Source organism: Citrobacter sp. LUTT5, assembly GCF_009905315.1.
GTDB lineage: Bacteria > Pseudomonadota > Gammaproteobacteria > Enterobacterales > Enterobacteriaceae > Citrobacter > Citrobacter freundii.
In genome coordinates, this window is the sequence record NZ_CP047606.1 from 1069791 (window position 1) to 1091911 (window position 22121).

Annotated in this window: 22 protein-coding genes; 10 read left to right on the forward strand and 12 right to left on the reverse strand. The window is 54.5% G+C overall.

Features of this window, described 5'->3' with window-relative positions:
• From GUC46_RS05055 to hycI, 6 genes are read left to right on the forward strand one after another with little or no spacing between them, the layout of a single operon-like run.
• Nucleotides 1–924, forward strand: a complete 924-nt coding sequence (locus GUC46_RS05055; RefSeq protein ID WP_003825914.1) for a respiratory chain complex I subunit 1 family protein — start codon at nucleotides 1–3, stop codon at nucleotides 922–924.
• A gap of 17 nt (nucleotides 925–941) precedes the next feature.
• Nucleotides 942–2651 (forward strand): formate hydrogenlyase subunit HycE, encoded by a 1710-nt coding sequence (gene hycE / locus GUC46_RS05060; protein ID WP_003037393.1) that lies wholly within the window; start codon nucleotides 942–944, stop codon nucleotides 2649–2651.
• Nucleotides 2652–2660: 9 nt separating this feature from the next.
• Complete coding sequence (hycF, locus tag GUC46_RS05065) at nucleotides 2661–3203, forward strand: formate hydrogenlyase subunit HycF (RefSeq protein WP_003846595.1); 543 nt, start codon at nucleotides 2661–2663, stop codon at nucleotides 3201–3203.
• The gene (gene hycG, locus GUC46_RS05070) at nucleotides 3203–3970 is read left to right on the forward strand and encodes a formate hydrogenlyase subunit HycG (protein ID WP_003037388.1); all 768 of its coding nucleotides are present in this window, start codon (nucleotides 3203–3205) and stop codon (nucleotides 3968–3970) included. Before hycF ends, hycG begins: the two co-directional genes overlap by 1 nt.
• Nucleotides 3967–4377, forward strand: coding sequence for a formate hydrogenlyase maturation HycH family protein (locus tag GUC46_RS05075; RefSeq protein WP_003037385.1), 411 nt, complete (start codon nucleotides 3967–3969; stop codon nucleotides 4375–4377). The genes hycG and GUC46_RS05075 overlap by 4 nt, the downstream gene beginning before the upstream one ends.
• Nucleotides 4370–4840, forward strand: coding sequence for a hydrogenase maturation peptidase HycI (hycI, locus tag GUC46_RS05080; RefSeq protein ID WP_003037382.1), 471 nt, complete (start codon nucleotides 4370–4372; stop codon nucleotides 4838–4840). Before GUC46_RS05075 ends, hycI begins: the two co-directional genes overlap by 8 nt.
• Before the next feature lie 56 nt (nucleotides 4841–4896).
• Here the strand turns inward: hycI and GUC46_RS05085 are convergent, their stop codons facing one another.
• From GUC46_RS05085 to ascF, 3 genes are all read right to left on the reverse strand, one after another.
• Entirely contained in the window at nucleotides 4897–5136 is a 240-nt protein-coding gene (locus tag GUC46_RS05085; protein ID WP_003037379.1) for a SymE family type I addiction module toxin, read from the reverse strand.
• Nucleotides 5137–5308: 172 nt separating this feature from the next.
• On the reverse strand, nucleotides 5309–6733 hold the full coding sequence (locus tag GUC46_RS05090; protein ID WP_160179870.1) for a 6-phospho-beta-glucosidase: 1425 nt from the start codon (nucleotides 6731–6733) through the stop codon (nucleotides 5309–5311).
• A gap of 22 nt (nucleotides 6734–6755) precedes the next feature.
• Complete coding sequence (gene ascF, locus GUC46_RS05095; RefSeq protein WP_003037374.1) at nucleotides 6756–8210, reverse strand: PTS cellobiose/arbutin/salicin transporter subunit IIBC; 1455 nt, start codon at nucleotides 8208–8210, stop codon at nucleotides 6756–6758.
• Nucleotides 8211–8474: 264 nt separating this feature from the next.
• On the opposite strand from ascF, the gene GUC46_RS05100 reads away from it, so the two are divergent.
• The 3 genes from GUC46_RS05100 (at nucleotide 8475) to hypF (ending at nucleotide 12563) form a co-directional block, all read left to right on the forward strand.
• Nucleotides 8475–9488 carry a LacI family DNA-binding transcriptional regulator gene (locus GUC46_RS05100; RefSeq protein ID WP_044713496.1) on the forward strand — a complete coding sequence of 338 codons (1014 nt, stop codon included), beginning with the start codon at nucleotides 8475–8477 and terminating at the stop codon, nucleotides 9486–9488.
• Between the two features lie 145 nt (nucleotides 9489–9633).
• Nucleotides 9634–10179 (forward strand): electron transport protein HydN, encoded by a 546-nt coding sequence (gene hydN / locus GUC46_RS05105; RefSeq protein WP_003037366.1) that lies wholly within the window; start codon nucleotides 9634–9636, stop codon nucleotides 10177–10179.
• 143 nt (nucleotides 10180–10322) lie between these two features.
• Entirely contained in the window at nucleotides 10323–12563 is a 2241-nt protein-coding gene (hypF, locus tag GUC46_RS05110; RefSeq protein WP_130715427.1) for a carbamoyltransferase HypF, read from the forward strand.
• A gap of 161 nt (nucleotides 12564–12724) precedes the next feature.
• Here the strand turns inward: hypF and norW are convergent, their stop codons facing one another.
• Nucleotides 12725–13858: an NADH:flavorubredoxin reductase NorW gene (norW, locus tag GUC46_RS05115; RefSeq protein ID WP_048217210.1), complete on the reverse strand. Its 1134-nt coding sequence runs from the start codon at nucleotides 13856–13858 to the stop codon at nucleotides 12725–12727.
• On the reverse strand, nucleotides 13855–15303 hold the full coding sequence (gene norV, locus GUC46_RS05120) for an anaerobic nitric oxide reductase flavorubredoxin (RefSeq protein WP_044699694.1): 1449 nt from the start codon (nucleotides 15301–15303) through the stop codon (nucleotides 13855–13857). Before norV ends, norW begins: the two co-directional genes overlap by 4 nt.
• A 188-nt stretch (nucleotides 15304–15491) precedes the next feature.
• On the opposite strand from norV, the gene norR reads away from it, so the two are divergent.
• Nucleotides 15492–17012 (forward strand): nitric oxide reductase transcriptional regulator NorR, encoded by a 1521-nt coding sequence (gene norR, locus GUC46_RS05125; RefSeq protein WP_048217211.1) that lies wholly within the window; start codon nucleotides 15492–15494, stop codon nucleotides 17010–17012.
• Here the strand turns inward: norR and gutQ are convergent.
• The 7 genes from gutQ to srlA form a co-directional block, all read right to left on the reverse strand.
• A complete protein-coding gene (gene gutQ, locus GUC46_RS05130) occupies nucleotides 17009–17974 on the reverse strand; it encodes an arabinose-5-phosphate isomerase GutQ (protein WP_003037353.1) in 966 nt (321 codons plus the stop codon). The two genes, norR and gutQ, sit on opposite strands and share 4 nt — an antisense overlap.
• The gene (locus GUC46_RS05135; RefSeq protein WP_003037350.1) at nucleotides 17967–18740 is read right to left on the reverse strand and encodes a DNA-binding transcriptional repressor; all 774 of its coding nucleotides are present in this window, start codon (nucleotides 18738–18740) and stop codon (nucleotides 17967–17969) included. Before GUC46_RS05135 ends, gutQ begins: the two co-directional genes overlap by 8 nt.
• 68 nt (nucleotides 18741–18808) lie before the next feature.
• Nucleotides 18809–19168 carry a transcriptional regulator GutM gene (gene gutM / locus GUC46_RS05140; RefSeq protein ID WP_003037348.1) on the reverse strand — a complete coding sequence of 120 codons (360 nt, stop codon included), beginning with the start codon at nucleotides 19166–19168 and terminating at the stop codon, nucleotides 18809–18811.
• A 55-nt stretch (nucleotides 19169–19223) separates the two neighbouring features.
• Nucleotides 19224–20003, reverse strand: coding sequence for a sorbitol-6-phosphate dehydrogenase (srlD, locus tag GUC46_RS05145; protein ID WP_003846054.1), 780 nt, complete (start codon nucleotides 20001–20003; stop codon nucleotides 19224–19226).
• Between the two features lie 17 nt (nucleotides 20004–20020).
• A complete protein-coding gene (srlB, locus tag GUC46_RS05150; protein WP_003846051.1) occupies nucleotides 20021–20383 on the reverse strand; it encodes a PTS glucitol/sorbitol transporter subunit IIA in 363 nt (120 codons plus the stop codon).
• Between the two features lie 13 nt (nucleotides 20384–20396).
• Nucleotides 20397–21368: a PTS glucitol/sorbitol transporter subunit IIB gene (locus GUC46_RS05155; protein ID WP_048217212.1), complete on the reverse strand. Its 972-nt coding sequence runs from the start codon at nucleotides 21366–21368 to the stop codon at nucleotides 20397–20399.
• Nucleotides 21365–21928 carry a PTS glucitol/sorbitol transporter subunit IIC gene (gene srlA, locus GUC46_RS05160; RefSeq protein ID WP_003037339.1) on the reverse strand — a complete coding sequence of 188 codons (564 nt, stop codon included), beginning with the start codon at nucleotides 21926–21928 and terminating at the stop codon, nucleotides 21365–21367. Before srlA ends, GUC46_RS05155 begins: the two co-directional genes overlap by 4 nt.
• Between the last annotated feature and the right edge of the window lie 193 nt (nucleotides 21929–22121).

Sequence of the window (22121 nt, forward strand, 5' to 3'; positions counted from 1 at the left end):
ATGAGTGTTTTATATCCGTTAATTCAGGCGCTGGTGCTGTTTGCCGTTGCGCCGCTGCTGTCCGGCGTTACCCGCGTGGCGCGCGCGCGTTTGCACAATCGCCGCGGTCCGGGCGTTTTGCAGGAATACCGCGACATTATCAAACTGCTGGGCCGTCAGAGCATTGCGCCTGCGGATTCCAGTTGGGTCTTCCGCTTGACGCCGTTTGTGATGGTGGGCGTGATGCTGACTATCGCCACTGCGCTACCGGTAGTGACCGTTGGCTCACCGCTGCCGCAACTGGGCGATCTGATCACCTTAATTTACCTGTTCGCCATTGCCCGTTTTTTCTTCTCTATCGCGGGACTGGATACCGGTAGCCCGTTTACCGCCATTGGTGCCAGCCGTGAAGCGATGCTCGGCGTGCTGGTTGAACCTATCCTGTTGCTGGGGCTGTGGGTAGCGGCACAGGTTGCGGGTTCAACCCATATCAGCAATATCGCCGATACCATTTACCACTGGCCTGCTGCGCGCAGCATCCCGCTGATTCTGGCACTGTGCGCCTGTGCTTTCGCCACCTTTATCGAAATGGGCAAACTGCCATTCGATCTGGCAGAAGCAGAGCAAGAGCTGCAGGAAGGTCCATTGACTGAATACAGCGGCAGCGGTTTTGCCGTGCTGAAATGGGGCATTAGCCTCAAGCAACTGGTCGTTCTGCAAATGTTCGTTGGTGTGTTCCTGCCGTGGGGACAGATGGAAACCTTCACCGCGGGTGGGCTGCTGCTGGCGCTGGTGATTGCCGTCGTCAAGCTGGTCCTCGGCGTGCTGGTCATCGCCCTGTTCGAAAACAGCATGGCGCGTCTGCGTTTTTGCGCCACTTCACGCGTGACCTGGGCCGGTTTTGGGTTTGCGTTTTTAGCGTTCGTCTCCTTGCTGGTGGCGTGATTTAAGAGAGTTTGAGCATGTCTGAAGAAAAATTAGGTCAACAATATCTCGCTGCGCTGCATCAGGCCTTTCCGGGCGTGGTGCTGGATGAAGCCTGGCAGACCAAAGATCAGCTGACGATCACCGTCAAGGTGAACTACCTGCCGGAAGTGGTGGAGTTCCTGTACTACAAACAGGGCGGCTGGTTGTCCGTGTTGTTTGGTAACGACGAACGCCAGCTGTGCGGCCATTACGCTGTTTATTATGTGATGTCGATGGAGCAGGGCACCAAATGCTGGATAACCGTCCGCGTTGAAGTCGATGCCAATAAGCTGGAGTTCCCGTCCGTCACGCCGCGCGTTCCGGCTGCGGTCTGGGGCGAGCGCGAAGTGCGCGATATGTACGGTTTGATCCCGGTAGGTTTGCCGGATGAGCGTCGTCTGGTACTGCCCGATGACTGGCCGGACGAACTCTATCCGCTGCGTAAAGACAGCATGGATTATCGTCAGCGCCCGGCGCCGACTACCGATGCTGAAACCTACGAGTTCATCAACGAACTGGGCGACAAGAAAAATAACGTGGTGCCGATTGGCCCGTTGCACGTCACCTCCGATGAACCCGGTCACTTCCGCCTGTTCGTGGACGGCGAGAACATTATTGATGCCGACTACCGTCTGTTCTATGTCCACCGCGGCATGGAGAAACTGGCGGAAACCCGTATGGGTTACAACGAAGTGACGTTCCTGTCAGATCGCGTGTGTGGTATCTGCGGCTTTGCGCATAGCACCGCCTATACCACCTCCGTTGAGAATGCGATGGGCATCGTGGTGCCGGAACGTGCGCAGATGATCCGTGCCATTCTACTGGAAGTTGAGCGTCTGCACTCGCACCTGCTGAACCTCGGCCTGGCCTGTCACTTCACCGGTTTTGACTCCGGCTTTATGCAGTTCTTCCGCGTGCGTGAAACGTCGATGAAGATGGCGGAGATCCTCACCGGGGCTCGTAAAACTTACGGTCTGAACCTGATCGGCGGTATCCGTCGTGATCTGCTGAAAGAAGATATGATCCAGACCCGTCAACTGGCGCAGCAGATGCGTCGTGACGTGCAGGAACTGGTCGATATGCTGCTCAGTACGCCGAATATGGAACAGCGTACCGTTGGTATTGGTCGTCTGGATCCGGAAATTGCCCGTGACTTCAGTAACGTCGGCCCGATGGTTCGCGCCAGCGGCCACGCGCGTGACACCCGCGCCGATCACCCGTTTGTCGGCTATGGTCTGCTGCCGATGGAAGTTCATAGCGAGCAAGGCTGCGACGTTATTTCTCGTCTGAAAGTTCGTATTAATGAAGTCTACACCGCACTGAATATGATCGACTTTGGTCTGGATAACCTGCCGGGCGGCCCGCTGATGGTGGAAGGCTTTACCTACATTCCTCACCGTTTCGCACTGGGCTTTGCTGAAGCGCCGCGCGGAGATGACATTCACTGGAGCATGACCGGCGACAACCAGAAACTGTATCGCTGGCGCTGCCGTGCGGCGACCTACGCCAACTGGCCGACGCTGCGCTACATGCTGCGTGGTAATACCGTTTCCGATGCGCCGCTGATTATCGGTAGCCTCGATCCTTGCTACTCCTGTACTGACCGTATGACCGTGGTCGATGTACGTAAGAAGAAGAGCAAAGTCGTGCCGTACAAAGAACTTGAGCGCTACAGCATCGAGCGTAAAAACTCGCCGCTGAAATAAGGAATCGCCATGTTTACCTTTATCAAAAAAGTCATCAAAACTGGGGCACCGACATCGTCGTATCCGCTGGAGCCGATCGCGGTCGATAAAAACTTCCGTGGCAAACCGGAACATAACCCGCAGCAGTGTATTGGCTGCGCGGCCTGTGTAAATGCGTGCCCGTCGAACGCGCTGACGGTCGAAACCGATCTGGTCACCAATGAACTGGCGTGGCAATTCAACCTCGGTCGCTGCATCTTCTGCGCCCGCTGCGAAGAAGTTTGCCCGACGGCGGCGATCAAGCTGTCGCAGGAGTATGAGCTGGCGGTGTGGAAGAAAGAGGATTTCCTGCAGCAGTCCCGCTTTGCGCTGTGTAATTGCCGCGTGTGTAACCGTCCGTTTGCGGTACAAAAAGAGATTGATTACGCCATTGCGCTACTTAAGCACAACGGTGATAGTCGCGCGGAAAACCACCGTGAAAGCTTTGAGACCTGCCCGGACTGTAAGCGCCAGAAATGCCTGGTGCCGTCTGACCGTATTGAACTGACTCGCCATATGAAAGAGGCCAGCTGATGAGCAATTTATTAGGCCCACGTGACGCCAACGGTATTCCGGTACCGATGACGGTGGATGAATCCATTGCCAGCATGAAAGCGTCGCTGCTAAAAAGCATCAAGCGTTCAGCGTACGTTTACCGTGTGGACTGCGGCGGCTGCAACGGTTGCGAAATCGAAATCTTCGCCACGCTTTCTCCGCTGTTTGACGCCGAACGTTTTGGTATCAAAGTGGTACCGTCCCCGCGCCATGCGGATATCCTGCTGTTTACCGGCGCGGTAACCCGTGCCATGCGCTCTCCGGCGCTACGCGCCTGGCAGTCTGCGCCAGACCCGAAAATTTGTATCTCTTACGGTGCTTGCGGTAACAGCGGCGGTATTTTCCACGACTTATACTGCGTCTGGGGCGGCACGGACAAAATCGTACCGGTGGATGTGTATATCCCTGGCTGCCCGCCAACGCCTGCAGCCACGCTGTATGGTTTTGCCATGGCGTTGGGTCTGCTGGAACAAAAAATTCACGCGCGTGCGCCGGGTGAACTGGACGAACAGCCCGCCGAAATTCTGCATCCGGATATGGTTCAGCCGCTGCGAGTGAAGGTGGATCGCGAGGCTCGCCGTCTGGCGGGATACCGCTATGGCCGCCAGATTGCTGATGACTATATGACGCAGTTAGGGCAGGGCGAGCATCAGGTGGCGCGCTGGCTGGAGGCGGAAAACGATCCGCGTCTGACCGAGATCGTCACGCATCTTAACCATGTTGTCGAAGAGGCGCGTATCCGATGAGTGAAACGGTGGTGTTCAGTCAACTGAGCCGTAAGTTTATTGATGAGAACGATGCGACGCCCGCTGAGGCGCAGCAGGTTGTCTATTACAGCCTGGCGATTGGTCACCACCTTGGGATCATCGATTGCCTGGAAGCGGCGTTAACTTGTCCATGGGACGAATATCTGGCATGGATTGCTACCCTTGCTGAGGGAAGCGAAGCCCGCCGGAAAATGGAAGGCGTGCCGAAATACGGCGAGATCGTTATCGATTTCAACCATGTGCAAATGCTGGCACGCGCGTTCGATGATGCGCGTGCCGTACAGACCCCGCAGCAGCAGGAGTGGAGCAAGCTGATGCTTAGCATGCTGCACGACATACACCAGGAAAGCGCCATCTATCTGATGGTGAGGAGACACCGTGACTGACGTTTTATTATGTGTGGGTAACAGCATGATGGGCGATGACGGCGCGGGCCCGCTGCTGGCTGAAATGTGTGCTGCAAATCCTCAAGGCAACTGGGTTGTCATCGACGGCGGTAGCGCGCCGGAGAACGATATTGTCGCCATCCGTGAACTGCGTCCGCAACGTTTGTTGATTGTTGATGCTACCGATATGGGGCTGAACCCAGGTGAAATCCGCATTATCGATCCCGATGACATTGCCGAGATGTTCATGATGACCACCCATAACATGCCGCTGAATTACCTGGTCGATCAGCTGAAAGACGACGTTGGTGAGGTGATTTTCCTCGGCATTCAACCGGACATCGTCGGTTTTTACTACCCGATGACACAGCCGATCAAAGATGCTGTTGATACCGTCTATCAGCGATTAGCCGGTTGGGAAGGACACGGTGGATTCTCCGAGCTGGAAGCGCCAGAAGAGTAAACTGTATCAGTGCCGGATGTGAACGACATCCGGCCTGTTTTCCCAGTGTATCCTCGTCATTCAATTGCCTGCTCAATAATTAATTTCCCCTGCATCACTGATACATTCACTGCCGTACCGGTCGGAAATCCAGCTTGTTCCAGCCAGTCGCCGTTCAGCGTGAGCGAGGCGTGCCGACTGATTCGTCGCGTGTAACCCGTTTTTGGATCTTCATGGCGTTTTCTGACATAGCTGACTTTCAAGCGACGTACCGGTTTGGTGATTACCTCTGCTGATTTACCCTTTTTATCAAACATGCACGCTTCCTTGTGGTGAACGGCCAGGATTAAAAACTACTGAATAAAATGCCAGTAAAAAAGGATGAGGGCAAACCTGAAACTGGAAGGACGATTCCACATCTGGAATGTAATAAATGAAATGAAAATATGTAATTCTGCCGGAAGACTGTAACCCCCTCCGGCAGATCTGTTATGCCAGATCGGCGCCGTTGCTGGCGATTACTTTTTTGTACCACCAGAATGATTTCTTACGGGTGCGCTCCAGCGTGCCGTTGCCCGCGTCATCGCGGTCCACATACACAAAACCGTAGCGTTTGCTCATCTCACCGGTTGAGGCAGAAACCAGATCGATACAGCCCCAGGTGGTGTAACCCATCAGGGGCACGCCATCTTCAATCGCGTCTGCCATGGCGCGAATATGTTCGCGTAAATAGCTAATGCGATAGTCGTCATTGATCTCACCATTGGCATCGATTTCATCCTTCGCTCCCAGCCCGTTTTCCACCAGAAATAGCGGTTTCTGGTAGCGGTCATACATCATATTCATGGTGATGCGCAGACCAAGCGGATCGATGCCCCAGCCCCATTCGCTGGCCGCAATATACGGATTACGCAGCGACTTCACCACGTTGGCGGCGCTGGTATTGCCGGTGTTCATTTTCGCCGAGGCGCAGCGCGATGCGTAATAGCTGAACGAGACGAAATCAACGGTGTTTTTCAGGATGTCGTCATCTTCTGGGGCTTTTTCTATGACCACGCCTTTTTCGCGAAACACGCGGGCAGAATAAGCCGGGTAGGCCCCGCGCGCCTGCACATCAATAAAGAACAGGTTTTCGCGGTCTTTTTCCAGCGCGGTCCACACATCTTCTGGTTTACAGGAATAAGGATAAAAATTACCGCCAGCCAGCATACAACCGACCTGGTTTTGCGGATTAATTTCATGGGCTATTTTAGTCGCCAGGGCACTGGCTATCAGTTCGTGGTGAGCGGACTGATATTTCACCTGATCCTGATTTTCACCCTCTTCAAATACCAGCCCGGCGCCTGAAAAGGGGCTGTGCAGCATAATGTTGATTTCGTTGAACGTCAGCCAGTACTTCACCAGACCGTCAAAGGCCTCGAAGCAGGTACGGGCGTAGCGGGTAAAGAACTCAACCATTTTGCGGTTACGCCAGGAGCCGTACTCGGTGACCAGATGCATTGGCACATCGAAGTGACACAGCGTGACTAATGGCTCAATACCGTATTTTTTACACTCGGCAAACACGCTCTGGTAAAACGCGATGCCCTCTTTATTCGGCGTCAGCTCATCGCCGTTAGGGTAGAGACGGCTCCAGGCAATGGAAGTACGAAATACCGTAAAACCCATTTCTGCCATCAGCGCGATATCTTCTTTATAGCGATGATAAAAGTCGATCGCCTGATGGCTAGGATAAAATTCGTTATCCCGCAGCGCAAAGCGCTTTTCCTGACCCAGCTTGACGGGCATCCGATGTGTGCCGTGGGGGATCATATCGACGGTAGTCAGTCCTTTGCCGCCTTCCCGGTATGCCCCTTCAGACTGGTTGGCGGCCAGTGCGCCGCCCCATAAAAATCCTTGCGGAAAAACAGACATAATTAACCTCAGTTCATACCAGTCAAATGCTGGCTCCATTGATATTGCCCGGTTGTGCGGCCTGGTTTTTTCTTGCCTGCGCGGCTGCATCTTCGACAGGGATATCTTCAAAGCCGAGAATCAGCGTTAATACAAAGGAAAGCACTACCGCCAGCGCCATCACGCCAAATACCCAAACGATAGTCATCGGATTGGCCGGATCGAAAAACTGGACGCTGGTGAACAGGCCAGGAGCTGCCATGGAGTGGCTTGCAAGTCCGGCCATTCCGGCAACGGCACCGCAGATAAAACCGCTGATAAGACTCGCAATCAGTGGTCGTTTCAGGCGGATCGCTACGCCATACAGCGCAGGTTCGGAAATCCCCGCCATGATGGCGGAGGCGGCTGCCGCTAACGCCGTCTGACGCAGTTCCGGGTTTTTGGTTTTCCATGCTACTGCCAGCGATGAACCACCTAACGACAAGTTGGCGCCGATTTCTGACGGCATCACCATGCCTTCTTTTCCGGTTTCGGCAATGGTCTGAATAATGGTTGGCGTAAAGACACGGTGCATACCGGTCATTACCAGCAGCGGCCACAGTGCGCCCATAATGGCCACCGACAGCCAGCCGAGATAGCCGTGAATGGTATAGACCAGCGCTGAAATTGCGCTACCGATCCAGATACCGATCGGGCCAATGATGACGATGGCGAGCGGCGCGGCGATCAGCACGATTAGCATTGGTTTAAGGAAGTTTTTGGTTACCGCAGGAGTGATGCGATCGACCCAACGTTCGATGTATGACAGGCACCAGGTCATCACCAGCGCCGGGATCACCGTGTAGGTGTATTTCACTGCTGTCACCGGGATTAGGGCAAACTCAACGTGCTCACCCTGCGCAGCCTTCGCCATCAGATCGATGAAGCTGGGATGCACCAGTACGCCCGCGATGGCGATTGCCAGCGACATGTTGGTTTTGAATTTGATAGCGGCCGACGCGGCGACCATCAGCGGCAGGAAGAAAAATGCGCCGTCACCGATAACGGTCAGAATGGTGAGCGTGGACGATCCTTTCTCCAGCACGCCGGTCATTTCGAGGATCATTGCCAGCAGTTTGAGCATTGATCCGCCGATAATTGCCGGGATCAACGGCGACATGGTGCCGATCAGCGCGTCGAGGATCCCCGCGCCAATCCGCTTCAGCGTCAGTCGGGGTTTGGTTTGCGGCTCAGCAGGCTGCATATTGGCAGGCAACAGGCTGACCACTTCGCGATACGCCTGCGAAACGGTGTTGCCGATGATCACCTGGCACTGGTTATCGCTACGCACCACGCCAAGTACGCCAGAAAGCGTCTTCAGCGTCGCGCTGTCGACCTGCGAGTCATCTTTGATAACGAAACGCAAACGGGTCATACAGTGGGTCACTGCTGTGATGTTGTCGACGCCTCCCAGAGCCGTCACAACGGAGCGCGCCAGCGCTGCATAATTCTTGGACATCGGATTTAATCCTGTTTTATCAGTAGGGTACGTTATGTTTTATCCGTTTACGTTGGGTCGCTTTTCTGGGTTATGAAACGCAGATAGGAAACCGGTTCCACAAAATCATGTTTAAAATATAAGTAATGAGCAAGATTTAATTTTGATCATTTTTTGTAATTGTGACTACGATCACCAGATGTCAGCGTCTGCGATTTAGCAGCAAGGACAGCGGCGAAACGGTGCAGTACACTGCGTCACATTGAGAGAATAGGGATGAGTAATATGACCACGATGCTGGAGGTGGCGAAGCGTGCCGGGGTGTCGAAAGCGACAGTTTCCCGGGTGCTTTCCGGGAACGGCTACGTCAGCCAGGAGACCAAAGACCGCGTGTTTCAGGCCATTGAAGAGAGTGGTTACCGCCCAAACTTGCTGGCGCGCAGTCTGGCGGCGAAAACCACGCAGACGCTGGGCCTGGTGGTAACAAATACCCTTTATCACGGCGTCTATTTCAGCGAGCTGCTGTTTCATACCGCGCGGATGGCGGAAGATAAAGGACGCCAGTTGTTGTTGGCTGACGGTAAGCATAGCGCTGAGGAAGAGCGCCAGGCGATCCAGTACCTGCTCGACCTGCGCTGTGACGCGATTATGATTTATCCGCGTTTTCTCAGCGTGGATGAGATAGACGATATCATCGATGCCCACAGCCAGCCGATTATGGTGCTTAATCGACGCCTGCGGAAAAACAGTAGCCACAGCGTATGGTGTGATCAAAAGCAGACCAGCTTTAACGCCGTTACTCAGCTCATTGCCGCTGGGCATAAAGAGATTGGTTTTATTACCGGCTCGATGGATTCTCCAACAGGCTTGGAGCGACTTTCAGGCTATAAAGACGCGCTGGCACATCATGGTATCGCGCTAAATAATGATCTGATTGTTAAAGGGAAATGGACGCCAGCCTGCGGCGCAGCGGGTGTGGATACTTTGCTTTCGCGCAATGTCAATTTTACCGCGCTGGTGGCCAGTAATGACGATATGGCGATCGGCGCGATGAAGCAGTTGCACGAGCAAGGCGTGAGCGTTCCCGCACAGGTGTCGGTGATTGGCTTTGATGATATCGCCCTCGCGCCATACACTATTCCGGCGCTTTCCAGCGTTAAAATTCCGGTAACAGAAATGATTCAGGAAACGATTGGGCGTCTGATCTTTATGTTGGGTGACGGGGCGTTTAGGCCGCCAAAGACCTTCACCGGTGAACTCATCCAGCGCGACTCAGTTGCGCCGCCCGCTTCGCGCTGACGGCTGTCATTTGTCATCGTCACTAGTGACGATGACACGCCCTTCTTGCGTTCTTCAAAATAAAATTCCTTTAATAACAGCAAATTAAATTCTGGCACGATTTGTGAATGCTTCGGCAGATATTCTGTCATTGCTGGAGAAATTGATGAACCGTTTCATCATTGCAGACGCCAATAAATGCATTGGTTGCCGTACCTGTGAAGTGGCCTGCGTGGTATCCCATCAGGATAACCAGGACTGCGCATCGCTGACCCCTGAAACTTTTTTACCCCGCATTCACGTCATCAAAGGCGTTAATGTCTCCACGGCGACGCTGTGCCGCCAGTGTGAAGACGCGCCGTGCGCTAACGTCTGCCCGAACGGTGCGATCAGCCGTGATAAAGGTTTTGTTCACGTAATGCAGGAACGCTGCATTGGCTGTAAAACTTGCGTTGTGGCTTGTCCTTACGGCGCAATGGAAGTGGTCGTGCGTCCGGTTGTGCGTAACAGCGGCGCGGGTCTGAACGTCCGTGCAGAAAAAGCTGAAGCCAATAAGTGCGACCTGTGCCACCATCGCGAGGCCGGTCCTGCCTGTATGGAAGTGTGCCCGACTCACGCGCTGATTTATGTAGATCGCAATAAGCTTGAGCAACTTAGCGCGGAAAAACGCCGTCGCGCGGCGCTGGATTCCACCGCATCTTTGCTGTTCTGATATCTGAAAATCCGCGTAAAATACGGTAGTACTTATGCCGGATGGCGGCTTCGCCTTATCCGGCCTACTGTTCGCATCCCCGTAGGCCTGATAAGTATCGCGCCATCAGGCTAACCGGGATTGATGACTGCGGGAATAATCTAATGACAATAAACAACCACTCCGGCGTACAGTTGCGTATTCGCGGCAAAGTACAGGGCGTCGGATTTCGCCCCTACGTCTGGCAACTGGCGCAGCGGTTACAACTGCATGGCGATGTGTGTAACGACGGTGACGGTGTGGTTGTGCGCTTACAGGAAGATCCGGCGGTATTTATTGCGCAGTTACATCAACACTGCCCACCGCTGGCGCGCATTGACAGCGTTGAGAGCGAAGCATTCGCCTGGACGCAGCAGCCTGCTGATTTCTCGATTCGTCAAAGTACTGGCGGTACGATGAATACGCAAATCGTTCCGGATGCCGCGACCTGTCCCGAATGCCTTGTTGAAATGAACACCCCCGGCGAACGTCGCTACCGATACCCCTTTATCAACTGCACCCACTGTGGTCCACGCTTTACGATTATCCGCGCCATGCCCTATGACCGCCCGTTCACCGTGATGGCGTCGTTCCCACTCTGTGCGCAATGCGACAAAGAGTATCGTGACCCGTATGATCGTCGCTTCCATGCCCAGCCCGTTGCCTGTCCGGCGTGCGGCCCTCATCTTGAGTGGTTCAGCACGGATGAGCGGGCGGAGAAAGAAGAGGCGCTGCAGGCGGCGGTATCGCGACTGAAAGCCGGCGGTATTGTGGCGGTTAAAGGCATTGGTGGGTTTCATCTGGTGTGCGATGCGCGCAATGATGACGCCGTCGCGCTGCTCAGGCTGCGTAAACACCGTCCGGCGAAACCGCTGGCGGTAATGCTGCCAGGTGATGACGGACTGCCCGAACCTGCTCGTCGTTTGCTGACTACACCTGCTGCGCCGATCGTGCTGGTGCAGAAACGTTATGTCGCTGCATTGAGCGAGGGCATTGCGCCAGGGTTAACGGAGGTTGGAGTTATGCTGCCCGCGAATCCGTTGCAGCATTTGCTCTTACAAGAGATGAATTGTCCACTGGTGATGACCTCCGGCAACCTCAGCGGCAGGCCTCCGGCCATTACCAACGCCCAGGCGCTGGAAGATTTAAGTGCGATTGCTGATGGTTTCCTGCTGCATAACCGCGAAATTGTGCAGCGGATGGATGACTCCGTGGTGCGTGATAGCGGGGAAATGCTGCGTCGTTCCCGGGGTTACGTGCCGGATGCGGTCGCGCTGCCGCCAGGATTTCGCGACGTGCCACCGATGCTGTGCTTAGGCGCGGATCTGAAAAATACCTTCTGCCTGGTGCGTGGCGAACAGGCGGTTATCAGCCAGCATTTAGGCGATCTCAGCGATGACGGCATTCAGCAGCAGTGGCGTGATGCGCTACGCCTGATCCAGAATATTTATGATTTTACGCCACAGCGTATTGTGCATGATGCCCACCCTGGCTATGTTTCCAGCCAGTGGGCCAGCGAAATGAATCTGCCAACCGAAACGGTATTGCATCACCATGCTCATGCCGCTGCATGTCTTGCCGAGCACGGCTGGCCGCTCGATGGCGGCGATGTGATTGCTCTGACGCTGGACGGTATCGGCATGGGGGAAAATGGCGAGCTGTGGGGCGGCGAATGTCTGCGGGTCAACTATCGTGAATGCGAACACCTTGGCGGCTTACCGGCGGTAGCGCTGGCGGGCGGCGATTTAGCGGCAAAACAGCCATGGCGCAATCTGCTCGCGCAGTGCCTGCGTTTTGTTCCTGACTGGCAGCGTTACCCAGAAACATCGGGGCTACAGCATCAAAACTGGAACGTACTGGCGCGCGCCATCGAGCGGGGAATCAATGCCCCGCTGGCATCGTCGTGCGGACGACTGTTTGATGCGGTTGCCGCCGCGTTGCATTGTGCGCCGGAATCGTTGAGTTATGAAGGTGAGGCGGCCTGTGCGCTGGAGGCGCTGGCATCGCAGTGTGCAGGTGTTGATCACCCTGTTACGGTGCCGCTTAATGGCAATCAACTGGACTTAGCAATTTTTTGGCAGCAATGGCTGGCCTGGCAGACCGCCCCTGCAGAAAGAGCGTGGGCGTTTCACGACGCGCTGGCGTGTGGTTTTGCCACGCTGATGCGTGAGCAGGCCGAAGCGCGCGGAATTAAAACGTTAGTATTCAGTGGTGGCGTGATGCATAACCGCTTGCTGTCATCCCGGCTGGCGATTTATCTGCGTGATTTTACCTTACTGTTCCCGCAGCGTTTACCGGCGGGCGACGGCGGGTTGTCATTGGGGCAGGGCGTGATTGCCGCGGCGCGGGTGTTGATGCAAAAATAAAAAAAGCCCCGGGACTGGCGGGGCAAGAAAAACATGTCGGGGCATACCGACAAGTGGCAACGCACATCCATGTGCGTGAGGTTAATAAATCAGTAGCACCGTTGCCGGGCAAAGTCGTAGGCCGGATAAGACGCGAAGCGGCGCCATCCGGCATCACAGACTTACACGGGCAACGTTTTCAGCAGCGCAAAGGCCTCTTTCATGCGGTCTTCACTGACGACAAACGCACACAGCTGGCCTTCATCGTTCATCCCTCTGGCGACCATTCCCTGTGCTTCGGCGGTGATGTGCCAGTTCAGATCGCGGCGCTGGGTTTCCCCGGCCAAATGTAAAGGCAGTTCTGGCGTTTTGACTTTTACCAGCATGGCTGGCAGTTTCAATGGCGCATTGCCGCCGAGCAGGTTTTTCGCCAGATACATGGCGCTCAGCTGAATCGGCTGCAGGAACGGGAGCACCTGACCGTTAATCTCTGCACAGTCGCCGAGAGCATAAATGTCCGGGTGGCTGGTTTGCAGGTAGCTGTCGACGCAGACGCCACGATTGATGTTCAATCCGGCGCGACGCGCCAGTGCGGTTTCCGGGCGCAGGCCGGTGGCGGCAATCACCGCATCGACTTCTACGTTGCGGCTACGATCGAGCGTGGCGCGAATACCGGTGCTGGTTTTCTCCAGACTCTGAAGCTGTGATTTCAGCAGCAGGTGTACGCCCATATCGGTCAGACGATGCTGTAAGCGACTGCTGACTTCCGGCGGCATCAGCGAAGCCAGAATGCTGGCGGCGTTGTCGATAAGCGTTACCGCTTTACCGGCACGACAAAAATCCATCGCCAGTTCACTACCAATCAAGCCGCCGCCGACAATCAGCACCCGCTGGGCGTCACGCAGCTGCGTTTCACAAGCGCGATACTCTTGTTGGCTGTTCAACGTGAGCATTAACTCACGTCCGGTAACCGGCGGTACAAAGGCTGAAGCGCCCGTCGCCAGCACCAGCTTGTCGTACTGCCACTGCTTGTCCTGACTTTTCACTACGTGGGCATCGGCGTTGATGTCGGTTACCCAGGTATGTGGGAACAGGCGCAAATTAAACTGTTCGGCAAACTCCCCCGCCGACTGGCGGGTGAGGTCGTCTGCACGCTGCGACTGACTGATAACATGGCTGAGATCGGGCTTGTTGTACTCATCCATGCTGTCCGCGGCAATCAAGGTCAGCGGAACATTCACATCCTGCTTACGGATATTTTTGACTAACTGGCGGGCGGCGAAGCCCGAACCAATGATGACAATGCCGTGACTCATTTTGCCTCCGTTGCCAGTACGTCGAAGACGTCTTTACCTAGTGAGCATTCCGGGCACAGGAAGTTGTCCGGAACTTCGCTCCATGGCGTACCCGGAGCAACGTCCTGCAACGGTTCGCCTTTCGCCGGATCGTAAATCCACTGGCACACGCTGCACTGCATGCTTGGACCAAGATCGGCGGCAGCCGCAGCGGCACATGCACAGGCTTCTTCCTGGGCGACGGCTTTCACGGTTGTTTCCGGCAATGGAGCCAGCGCCCACTGACGCGCGATTTCACGGCCGTGCTGGCGGCACAGTTCCAGTGCATCCAGGTCCGGACGCCATTTCGCTTTCAGGCTCAGTGACATCTCGAAACCTGCATCCTGCAAACGCGTGGACAAACGGTCTACTGCACCGCCGCTCCAGCCGTGTGAACCAAAGGCGCTGGCACGCTTGTTACGAAAACGCAGGCCAGTCATCTCTTCCACCAGACCGGCAATTTTCGGCATCATCACGTTGTTCATTGTGGAAGTCCCGACCAGCACGCCTTTAGAGCGGAAGACGTTGGTCAAAACTTCGTTTTTGTCGCTACGGGCGACGTTAAAGATTTTTACCGCTACATTCGGGTCGACTTCGTTGATGCCCTGGGCAATCGCGTCCGCCATCATGCGGGTGTTGTTGGACATGGTGTCGTAGAAAATAGTGATGCGGTCTTCCTGATAATCCGCCGCCCATTTCAGGTACAGCTCAACGATTTGTGTCGGGTTGTCGCGCCATACCACGCCATGGGAAGTGGCAATCATATCGACCGGCAGGTTGAAGCCGAGGATCTCAGTAATTTTCGGTGTAACCAGACGGCTGAATGGCGTCAGGATGTTGGCGTAGTAACGCTGGCACTGTTCGAACAGTTCAGTCTGGTCAACTTCGTCGTTAAACAGACGTTCGTCGCAGTAGTGCTGACCGAAGGCGTCGTTACTGAACAGCACCGCATCGCCGGTCATGTAGGTCATCATACTGTCCGGCCAGTGCAGCATCGGCGTTTCAACGAAGATCAGCTGCTTGCCGTTACCAATGTCCAGCGAATCACCGGTTTTCACTACGTTAAAGTTCCATTCCGGGTGATGGTGGTGCCCGTTGATAGAGTCAATGGCGTTGGCGGTGCAGTAAATCGGCGTGTCCGGGATGCAGGACATCAGCTCGGTCAGCGCCCCGGCATGGTCTTCTTCAGCGTGGTTAATGATGATGTAGTCGATATCCGCGAGGTCAATTTCACTGCGCAGGTTCTGCACGAATTCACGACTAAACTTGTGGTCTACTGTATCAATCAGAACATTTTTTTCTTCACGGATGAGATAGCTGTTGTAGCTGCTGCCGCGCAGCGTTTTGTATTCAGTTCCGTGGAAATCACGCACTTCCCAGTCACGTTGGCCAACCCAATGAATGTTATTTTTAACCAGAATAGACATAACAACCTCAATTAATTCAGCGTTTTTCAAAAAAGATGTTTTGCTAATTGCAGGTTGCGTGCCAACTTTTTATTTGTTTGATTTTAAAGGATTAGTTGTTTTACCACCTATAAGGTGGTAGTCAAAATGACTATATGTTTTATTGTCAATATGACAATATGAATTGTCAAAATGACAATGAGGTAGCCATGAGCTTTTCCGTAGACGTGCTGGCGGGCATCGCCATTGAATTACAAAGCGGTATTGGGCATCAGGACCGTTTTCAACGACTGATAACCACCTTGCGTCAGGTGCTGGAGTGCGACGCGTCGGCACTGCTGCGCTACGAGTCGCGACAGTTTATTCCGCTGGCGATCGATGGGCTGGCGCAGGATGTTCTCGGCAGACGCTTTACTCTGGAAGGGCATCCGCGTCTGGAGGCGATTGCCCGCGCCGGGGACGTGGTTCGTTTCCCTGCCGACAGCGATTTGCCAGACCCGTATGATGGTCTGATTCCGGGGCAGGAGAGTCTGAAGGTGCATGCCTGTATTGGGCTGCCGTTGTTCGCCGGTCAAAATTTGATTGGTGCGTTAACCCTGGATGGCATGGAGCCCGATCAGTTCGATGTTTTCAGCGATGAGGAGCTTAGGCTGATTGCCGCGCTGGCGGCTGGCGCATTGAGCAATGCGTTGCTGATTGAACAGCTGGAAAGCCAGAATATGCTGCCAGGTTCGTCGACGGCTTTCGAGCAGGTGACGGAAACCCAGATGATTGGCCTGTCGCCCAATATGATGCAGTTGAAAAAAGAGATTGAGATTGTGGCGGGGTCCGATCTCAACGTGCTGATTAGCGGCGAAACAGGGACCGGGAAGGAGCTGGTGGCTAAAGCTATCCATGAAGGTTCACCGCGCGCGGTGAATCCACTGGTGTATCTGAACTGCGCGGCGTTGCCGGAAAGCGTTGCCGAAAGTGAACTGTTTGGTCACGTAAAAGGCGCGTTTACCGGGGCTATCAGCAATCGTAGCGGTAAGTTTGAAATGGCCGACAATGGGACGCTATTTCTCGACGAGATAGGCGAACTCTCGCTGGCGCTACAGGCTAAGCTGCTGCGCGTATTGCAGTACGGTGATATTCAGCGCGTAGGTGACGATCGCAGCTTGCGCGTGGATGTGCGAGTGCTGGCGGCGACGAACCGTGATTTACGCGAAGAGGTGTTGGCTGGGAATTTCCGTGCGGATTTGTTCCACCGGCTGAGCGTCTTTCCCCTTTCGGTACCGCCTCTGCGTGAGCGCGGTGAAGATGTGGTTTTGCTGGCGGGTTATTTTTGCGAACAGTGTCGGCTGCGGCTGGGACTTTCCCGCGTGGTGTTAAGTCCTGGCGCGCGTAGTCATCTGTTGAGCTACGCCTGGCCCGGGAATGTGCGCGAGCTGGAACATGCCATTCACCGCGCGGTGGTTCTGGCAAGGGCGACCAGAGCAGGGGATGAAGTGGTGCTGGAGACGCAGCATTTTGCCCTGCAGGATGAAGCGCCAGTAACACCGGCGGCGGAAGTTGTTGCGGAGATCCCACAGCATCACAACCTGCGTGAAGCAACAGAGTCGTTCCAGCGGGAGATGATCCGCCGGGCGCTGGCACAAAATAACCATAGTTGGGCGGCAAGTGCGCGGGCGCTGGAAACAGACGTCGCCAACCTGCACCGGCTGGCGAAGCGTCTGGGGTTGAAGGATTAGATAATACCGGCCTGATAGAAATCCTGTAGGTTGATAGCACCGGTGAGTTTACCGTTTTCATCGACCACCGGGGCGGCAGTGATTTTGCGCTTCATCAGGATCTCTTTGGCGTCAATCGCGCGGCTCTGCGCCTGCAGCGTAATGCCATTCTGGGTCATTGCTTCGCTAACCTGAGTGGTGAGCGCTCCGCCGCCAACCAGCCAGCGGCGCAGGTCGCCGTCGGTAAAGACCCCTTTCACCAGTGACTGGTCGTCGCAGACCGCGACCAGGCCAAGACCCGTGCGGCTTAGCTCCAGCATCGCGTCCATGACGCTGGTGGTAAGTGTCACCTGCGGGATGGCATCGTCACGGCGCATCAGATGATGCACTTTATTTAACAGACGAGCGCCCAGCGCACCTGCCGGATGCGAGCGGGCAAAATCTTCCTCGTTAAAGCCGCGCGCCTGCATTACGGCGATTGCCAGCGCATCGCCCATCATCAACGTATTTACGGTACTGGACGTCGGTGCCAGGCGCATCGGACAGGCTTCGCGCTCAACGGAAATATCCAGCACGGCTTTGGCGGCCAGGCCTAACGGTGAGGTCGGTTTTCCGGTCATTGCCAGCAGGGCGACGGATTTGTCTTCCAGGCGCGGAATGATGAGATCCAGCTCTTTCGCACCGCCGGAGTAGGAGATAAACAGCATGACATCACGGCTTTCGATCATCCCTAAGTCACCGTGCAGCGCTTCCGCCGGATGCACAAAAAAGGCAGGCGTGCCGGTACTGGCGAGGGTCGCCGCAATTTTTTTGCCAATATGACCTGATTTACCAATACCGGAGACAATGACTTTGCCTTCACAGTGGATGATAGTATTGGCGGCGCGGACAAAATCATCGCCCAGTCGCTCAGGCAAACGGCTGGCTTCCTGTAGTTCCAGCATTAACGTCTGACGGCCCGCATTCAGTAGTGCATCACTCATTGGTTTCTCCGGTTATGATCACTTCAATCCCTTTTGCTTCCAGCGCCTGACGAAATGCAGGGTCGATACCCGCATCTGTAATCAGCTTGTCGACGCTTTCCAGACTGCATACAACATTAGGGCTTTTGCGCCCAAATTTTGACGAGTCAGCCATCAGAATCACTTCGCGAGCGGCATTACACATCGCTTTACTGACGCTAAACACCTCATTAAAAGTGGTCACGCCGGCATTGAGGTCAATGCCGTCGGTGCCCATGAAGAGTTTATCAAAGCTGAACTGCTCAAAGGCGTTTTCTGCCAGCTGACCGTGAAATGACGCAGATTTTTTGCGAAAGGTCCCGCCCGGCATCAGGATGGTTTGCTCGTTGTCCAGCTCCGAAAGGGCGTTAACAATGTGCAGACTGTTGGTCATGACGGTGATGTTGCTAAAGCGTGTGAGCATCGGCACCATCTGCAGTACGGTGCTACCCGCATCCAGAATAATAGAGTCGCCATCGTGTATAAAACGGACGGCAGCTTCGGCAATCTGCTCTTTTTTATGCGTATTAATTAGCGTTTTGTGATCGATTGGCGGATCTGATTCGTCTTTATTTAATACCACGCCGCCATAGGTACGAATGACGGTTCCGGCGTTCTCCAGAATGACCAGGTCTTTGCGAATGGTCGTGCCAGTCGTGTCAAAGTAGTGGGCCAGTTCTTCAACCGAGCATTTTCCCTGCTTTTGCAGGTGCTCCAATATGGCAGCCTGACGCTGACGAGGTTTCATAGGCGTGATTACCCTGACTTAAATTTGCAAAATGATAATTTCGCAAGCTATTAGCATTCACAACGAAATTACCCATGTTTCAGTTTAAGCGCCAATGATAGTGCATTCTGCGCTAACGGATCATGGGGAAAGATCACATCAGGCTGTAAATCATCAAGATGTTTGCCGGTTATCGTGGCAATTTTGCCGGGTCTGGCGAATACCGTAAGACCTTTCATAAATAACGTGTCGGTCACCCGCTGCTGCTCATTTAGCGCGATGGCGACTACCACGCGCGGTTTAAAACGCCCACCGGAGCGACCAACACCAACCCGACCCTGTTGGCAAAGCCTATCAAACGCCCGGTTAAAGCGGGATATTTGCCAGCCACCAAGCGCCAGTTGTAGACACCAGGCGATAGCGGCGACGGTAATCAGTGCGGAAACCATTTTGTACTCCTTTGATTTTGCCGGATAAGCGCAGACGCCATCCGGCAATTCAACATTAAAACATCACCTGACCGCCGGTGACGTTGATGGACTGCCCGGTACAGTAAGAGGCTTTCGGACTGGCGTAAAACAGCAGCATGTTTAGCACGTCCTGATAATCGCAGCCGCGCTTAAGCGGAACCTTATCAATGTAGTACTGCTCAACTTCATCTGGCTTAAGGCCAAGTTTGGTTGCATATTGTGGTAATAACGACTGGAACATCGGTGATTTCAACAGATTGCCGAGCATCAGTGAATGCACGGTGATCCCGTATTCCGCCAGATCCAGCGCCAGTGACTGGGTTAAGCCAACGCCGCCAAATTTTGCCGCGCTGTAGCCTGAATTGTGTTTGCTGCCCACTTTCCCTGATTTGGAGTTGATCTGGATAATGCGTCCCTGCACGCTATCGCGGATCATCAGGCGTGAGAATTCACGTGCACAGAGGAAGTAGCCAACCAGATTGACCTGCAGCGAGCGGTCGAAATCCCCAAGCTGAAAGTCGCTGATAAACGCGGCTTTAGCGATACCCGCGCTGTAAACCAGCAGATCAACGCGACCGAATATTTCATCCACTCCGCGCGACAGCGCCAGCACGCTCTGTTCGCTGGTGGCATCTGCGCCAAAACCGTAGGCGGTGCCTTCGCCAAACTCGGCGTTAATTTCCTGCGCCACGTTGGCGGCTTTATCGCTTTGAATATCCACCACCGCGACGCGGTATCCTTCTGTCGCAAGCCCACGGCAAAGGAATGCCCCAAGGGTCTGGCCTCCACCAATGACAACGGCAACCTGATTCATCTTTATCTCCTTCAATCTTAAGCAACAAACTTCAAAATACAGCCCGGCGCGATACCGTCCGGTACGGGACCTGCAACGTGTACGGTACCGGGGAATTCCGCTTCACTCAGTCCGTCAAAGCGCAGAGTGATATGCCCGAGTTCACGTAAGTTTTGTTCCGCCACGCTGCCAACGGCGGTGACCGGGTAGTGATGCTGGCCTAGTTCAAACTGGATCCCAGCTTGCAACGAACCGTTCAGCTCGCCGTGGCAATGGATGAAGCAAAACTCCTCGATATCCGCGGGCGCGCCTTCACGAAAGGTAATCAGCATCTGGTCGCACAATGCATCCGGGGCGCTCTGGCCGATACGGGTGATGGTGGTTTGATAAATCACGGTCATTTTTGAGTGCCTCTTATTGGTAAATAAAGCCGGAAACAAACCAGGCGATGAGAACAGTTGGCGCGCCGGTCAGAAAGCGGCTCACCAGAACGGATGGCACGCCGACGCGGACCGTGTCCTGACGCGCTTCGGCCAGCGACAACCCGACAGGAATAAAGTCACATGCGGCCTGGGCGTTAATGGCGAACAGGGCAGGTAGCGCCAGATGTGGGGGAATATTCCCCAAACCAATCTGTACACCGATCAGCACTCCGATAACCTGGGCGATGACCGCACCGGGGCCGAGGAAAGGCGAAAGCAGTGGGAAAGAGCAGATCAGTGCCAGCGTGACCAGTCCCAGCGGATGGCTGGCCAGTGGTGCGAGTCCATGGGCGATCCAGTCTCCCAGACCCGAAGCCATAATGATGCCGATCAGTGCTGAGACGAACGCCATAAATGGCAAAATAGTTTTCAGGACGGTATCAATAGTGTCGCGCCCGGCCTGGAACAGAACCGCAACGGCTGAACCCATGCCCATTCCGACTTTTGCCAACAGACCATCACTTTGCTCGGTAATTTTCTTGCTGGTGTCGTAATCGCGTCCCATGCTGCTGCTTGCGGGCGTTGGCGTGGCGGACGCTTCGCCGACAACGGTAATGTTTTCTTCTTTTACGCCAGAGACATAGATATCTTCGACAATATACTGAGCCAGTGGGCCGGATTTACCCGTAGCGTGAATATTCACCGTCGGTATACGGCGTTTAGGGTAGATCCCACAGCGCAGCGTGCCGCCGCAGTCGATGATCGCCACACCAATTTCGCTCTCCGGCGGCTCGCCCTCTTTGAAGCCATCAACGGCCTGCCAGCCGGTCAGGTTTGCTATCCTGTCGACGATCGCGGGGCGAGTTCCTGCGGTGATATAGACAATTTTCTTGCCCGGAACGGCATCCAGTTCAAGCGGGCCACCCCAGCCGCCGGTGCCTTTTTCAATACGAATACGTGTCATGATGTTGCTCCCGCCAGATGTACCTTCTGCTCAAGTTGAATGCCCATTTTTTTCTCGAAGATAGTGGTGGTGAAATCGGTCACCCAGCCACGGAAGAAGTTGGTCACCAGACCGACCAGCAAATAGCTCACCGCCAGTGGGCCAAGCGGAAGCCCCAGCGTGGTCAGTCCGCTGGCGATCCCCAGATAGACAAACAGTTCGCCGGGGTTAATGTGCGGGAATAAGCCGTTCATGGAATGGCAACTGTAAGACGCGGCGGCGTAGTAACTGGGCTTGTATTTTTCTGGCATAAAGCGACCCAGACTCAGCGTCATTGGGTTACAAAATACAAATGTGCCGATGCACGGCAGTAGCAAATAGCGGGATAGCGGGTTTCCGGCGCAACGCTGGGCAAAACGTTCAATACGCTGCTGACCGATAAAGTTAATCAGCGCATTCATGATGACCAGCAGACTGATCAGCAGTGGCAGAATACCGGTCACCATGCCGGTAAACACTTCTCCGCCTTTCTGGAACAGCCCGATAAACCACTCAGCACCGAGTGTGATGGTGTCGATCATTATTCTCTCCTGTAGGGATTTTTAGTTATCTTGCCAAACGGTGGCTGATTTTAATCAGATTGAAAGATATAAAAGTGTTATTTTGATCTCAAAATAAAAGATAAATATTTTAATTTGAAAGTTTTTGCGTGAAAGCTCGCAAATGTGATGGTCAGAGATGAAAGGGGATGTAAATTCTGTGAAGAAGAGCGAC

Bases quoted from the DNA above. Each gene is read 5' to 3' on its own strand.
- gutQ (WP_003037353.1), bottom strand. From the start codon at position 17,974: ATGAGTGATGCACTACTGAATGCGGGCCGTCAGACGTTAATGCTGGAA.
- GUC46_RS05155 (WP_048217212.1), bottom strand. From the start codon at position 21,368: ATGACACGTATTCGTATTGAAAAAGGCACCGGCGGCTGGGGTGGCCCG.
- srlD (WP_003846054.1), bottom strand. From the start codon at position 20,003: ATGAATCAGGTTGCCGTTGTCATTGGTGGAGGCCAGACCCTTGGGGCA.
- GUC46_RS05085 (WP_003037379.1), bottom strand. From the start codon at position 5,136: ATGTTTGATAAAAAGGGTAAATCAGCAGAGGTAATCACCAAACCGGTA.
- hycG (WP_003037388.1), top strand. From the start codon at position 3,203: ATGAGCAATTTATTAGGCCCACGTGACGCCAACGGTATTCCGGTACCG.
- gutM (WP_003037348.1), bottom strand. From the start codon at position 19,168: ATGGTTTCCGCACTGATTACCGTCGCCGCTATCGCCTGGTGTCTACAA.
- GUC46_RS05075 (WP_003037385.1), top strand. From the start codon at position 3,967: ATGAGTGAAACGGTGGTGTTCAGTCAACTGAGCCGTAAGTTTATTGAT.
- GUC46_RS05090 (WP_160179870.1), bottom strand. From the start codon at position 6,733: ATGTCTGTTTTTCCGCAAGGATTTTTATGGGGCGGCGCACTGGCCGCC.
- GUC46_RS05135 (WP_003037350.1), bottom strand. From the start codon at position 18,740: ATGAAACCTCGTCAGCGTCAGGCTGCCATATTGGAGCACCTGCAAAAG.
- hycE (WP_003037393.1), top strand. From the start codon at position 942: ATGTCTGAAGAAAAATTAGGTCAACAATATCTCGCTGCGCTGCATCAG.
- hydN (WP_003037366.1), top strand. From the start codon at position 9,634: ATGAACCGTTTCATCATTGCAGACGCCAATAAATGCATTGGTTGCCGT.
- hypF (WP_130715427.1), top strand. From the start codon at position 10,323: ATGACAATAAACAACCACTCCGGCGTACAGTTGCGTATTCGCGGCAAA.
- norV (WP_044699694.1), bottom strand. From the start codon at position 15,303: ATGTCTATTCTGGTTAAAAATAACATTCATTGGGTTGGCCAACGTGAC.
- srlA (WP_003037339.1), bottom strand. From the start codon at position 21,928: ATGATCGACACCATCACACTCGGTGCTGAGTGGTTTATCGGGCTGTTC.
- ascF (WP_003037374.1), bottom strand. From the start codon at position 8,210: ATGTCCAAGAATTATGCAGCGCTGGCGCGCTCCGTTGTGACGGCTCTG.
- norR (WP_048217211.1), top strand. From the start codon at position 15,492: ATGAGCTTTTCCGTAGACGTGCTGGCGGGCATCGCCATTGAATTACAA.
- GUC46_RS05100 (WP_044713496.1), top strand. From the start codon at position 8,475: ATGACCACGATGCTGGAGGTGGCGAAGCGTGCCGGGGTGTCGAAAGCG.
- hycF (WP_003846595.1), top strand. From the start codon at position 2,661: ATGTTTACCTTTATCAAAAAAGTCATCAAAACTGGGGCACCGACATCG.
- norW (WP_048217210.1), bottom strand. From the start codon at position 13,858: ATGAGTCACGGCATTGTCATCATTGGTTCGGGCTTCGCCGCCCGCCAG.
- GUC46_RS05055 (WP_003825914.1), top strand. From the start codon at position 1: ATGAGTGTTTTATATCCGTTAATTCAGGCGCTGGTGCTGTTTGCCGTT.
- srlB (WP_003846051.1), bottom strand. From the start codon at position 20,383: ATGACCGTGATTTATCAAACCACCATCACCCGTATCGGCCAGAGCGCC.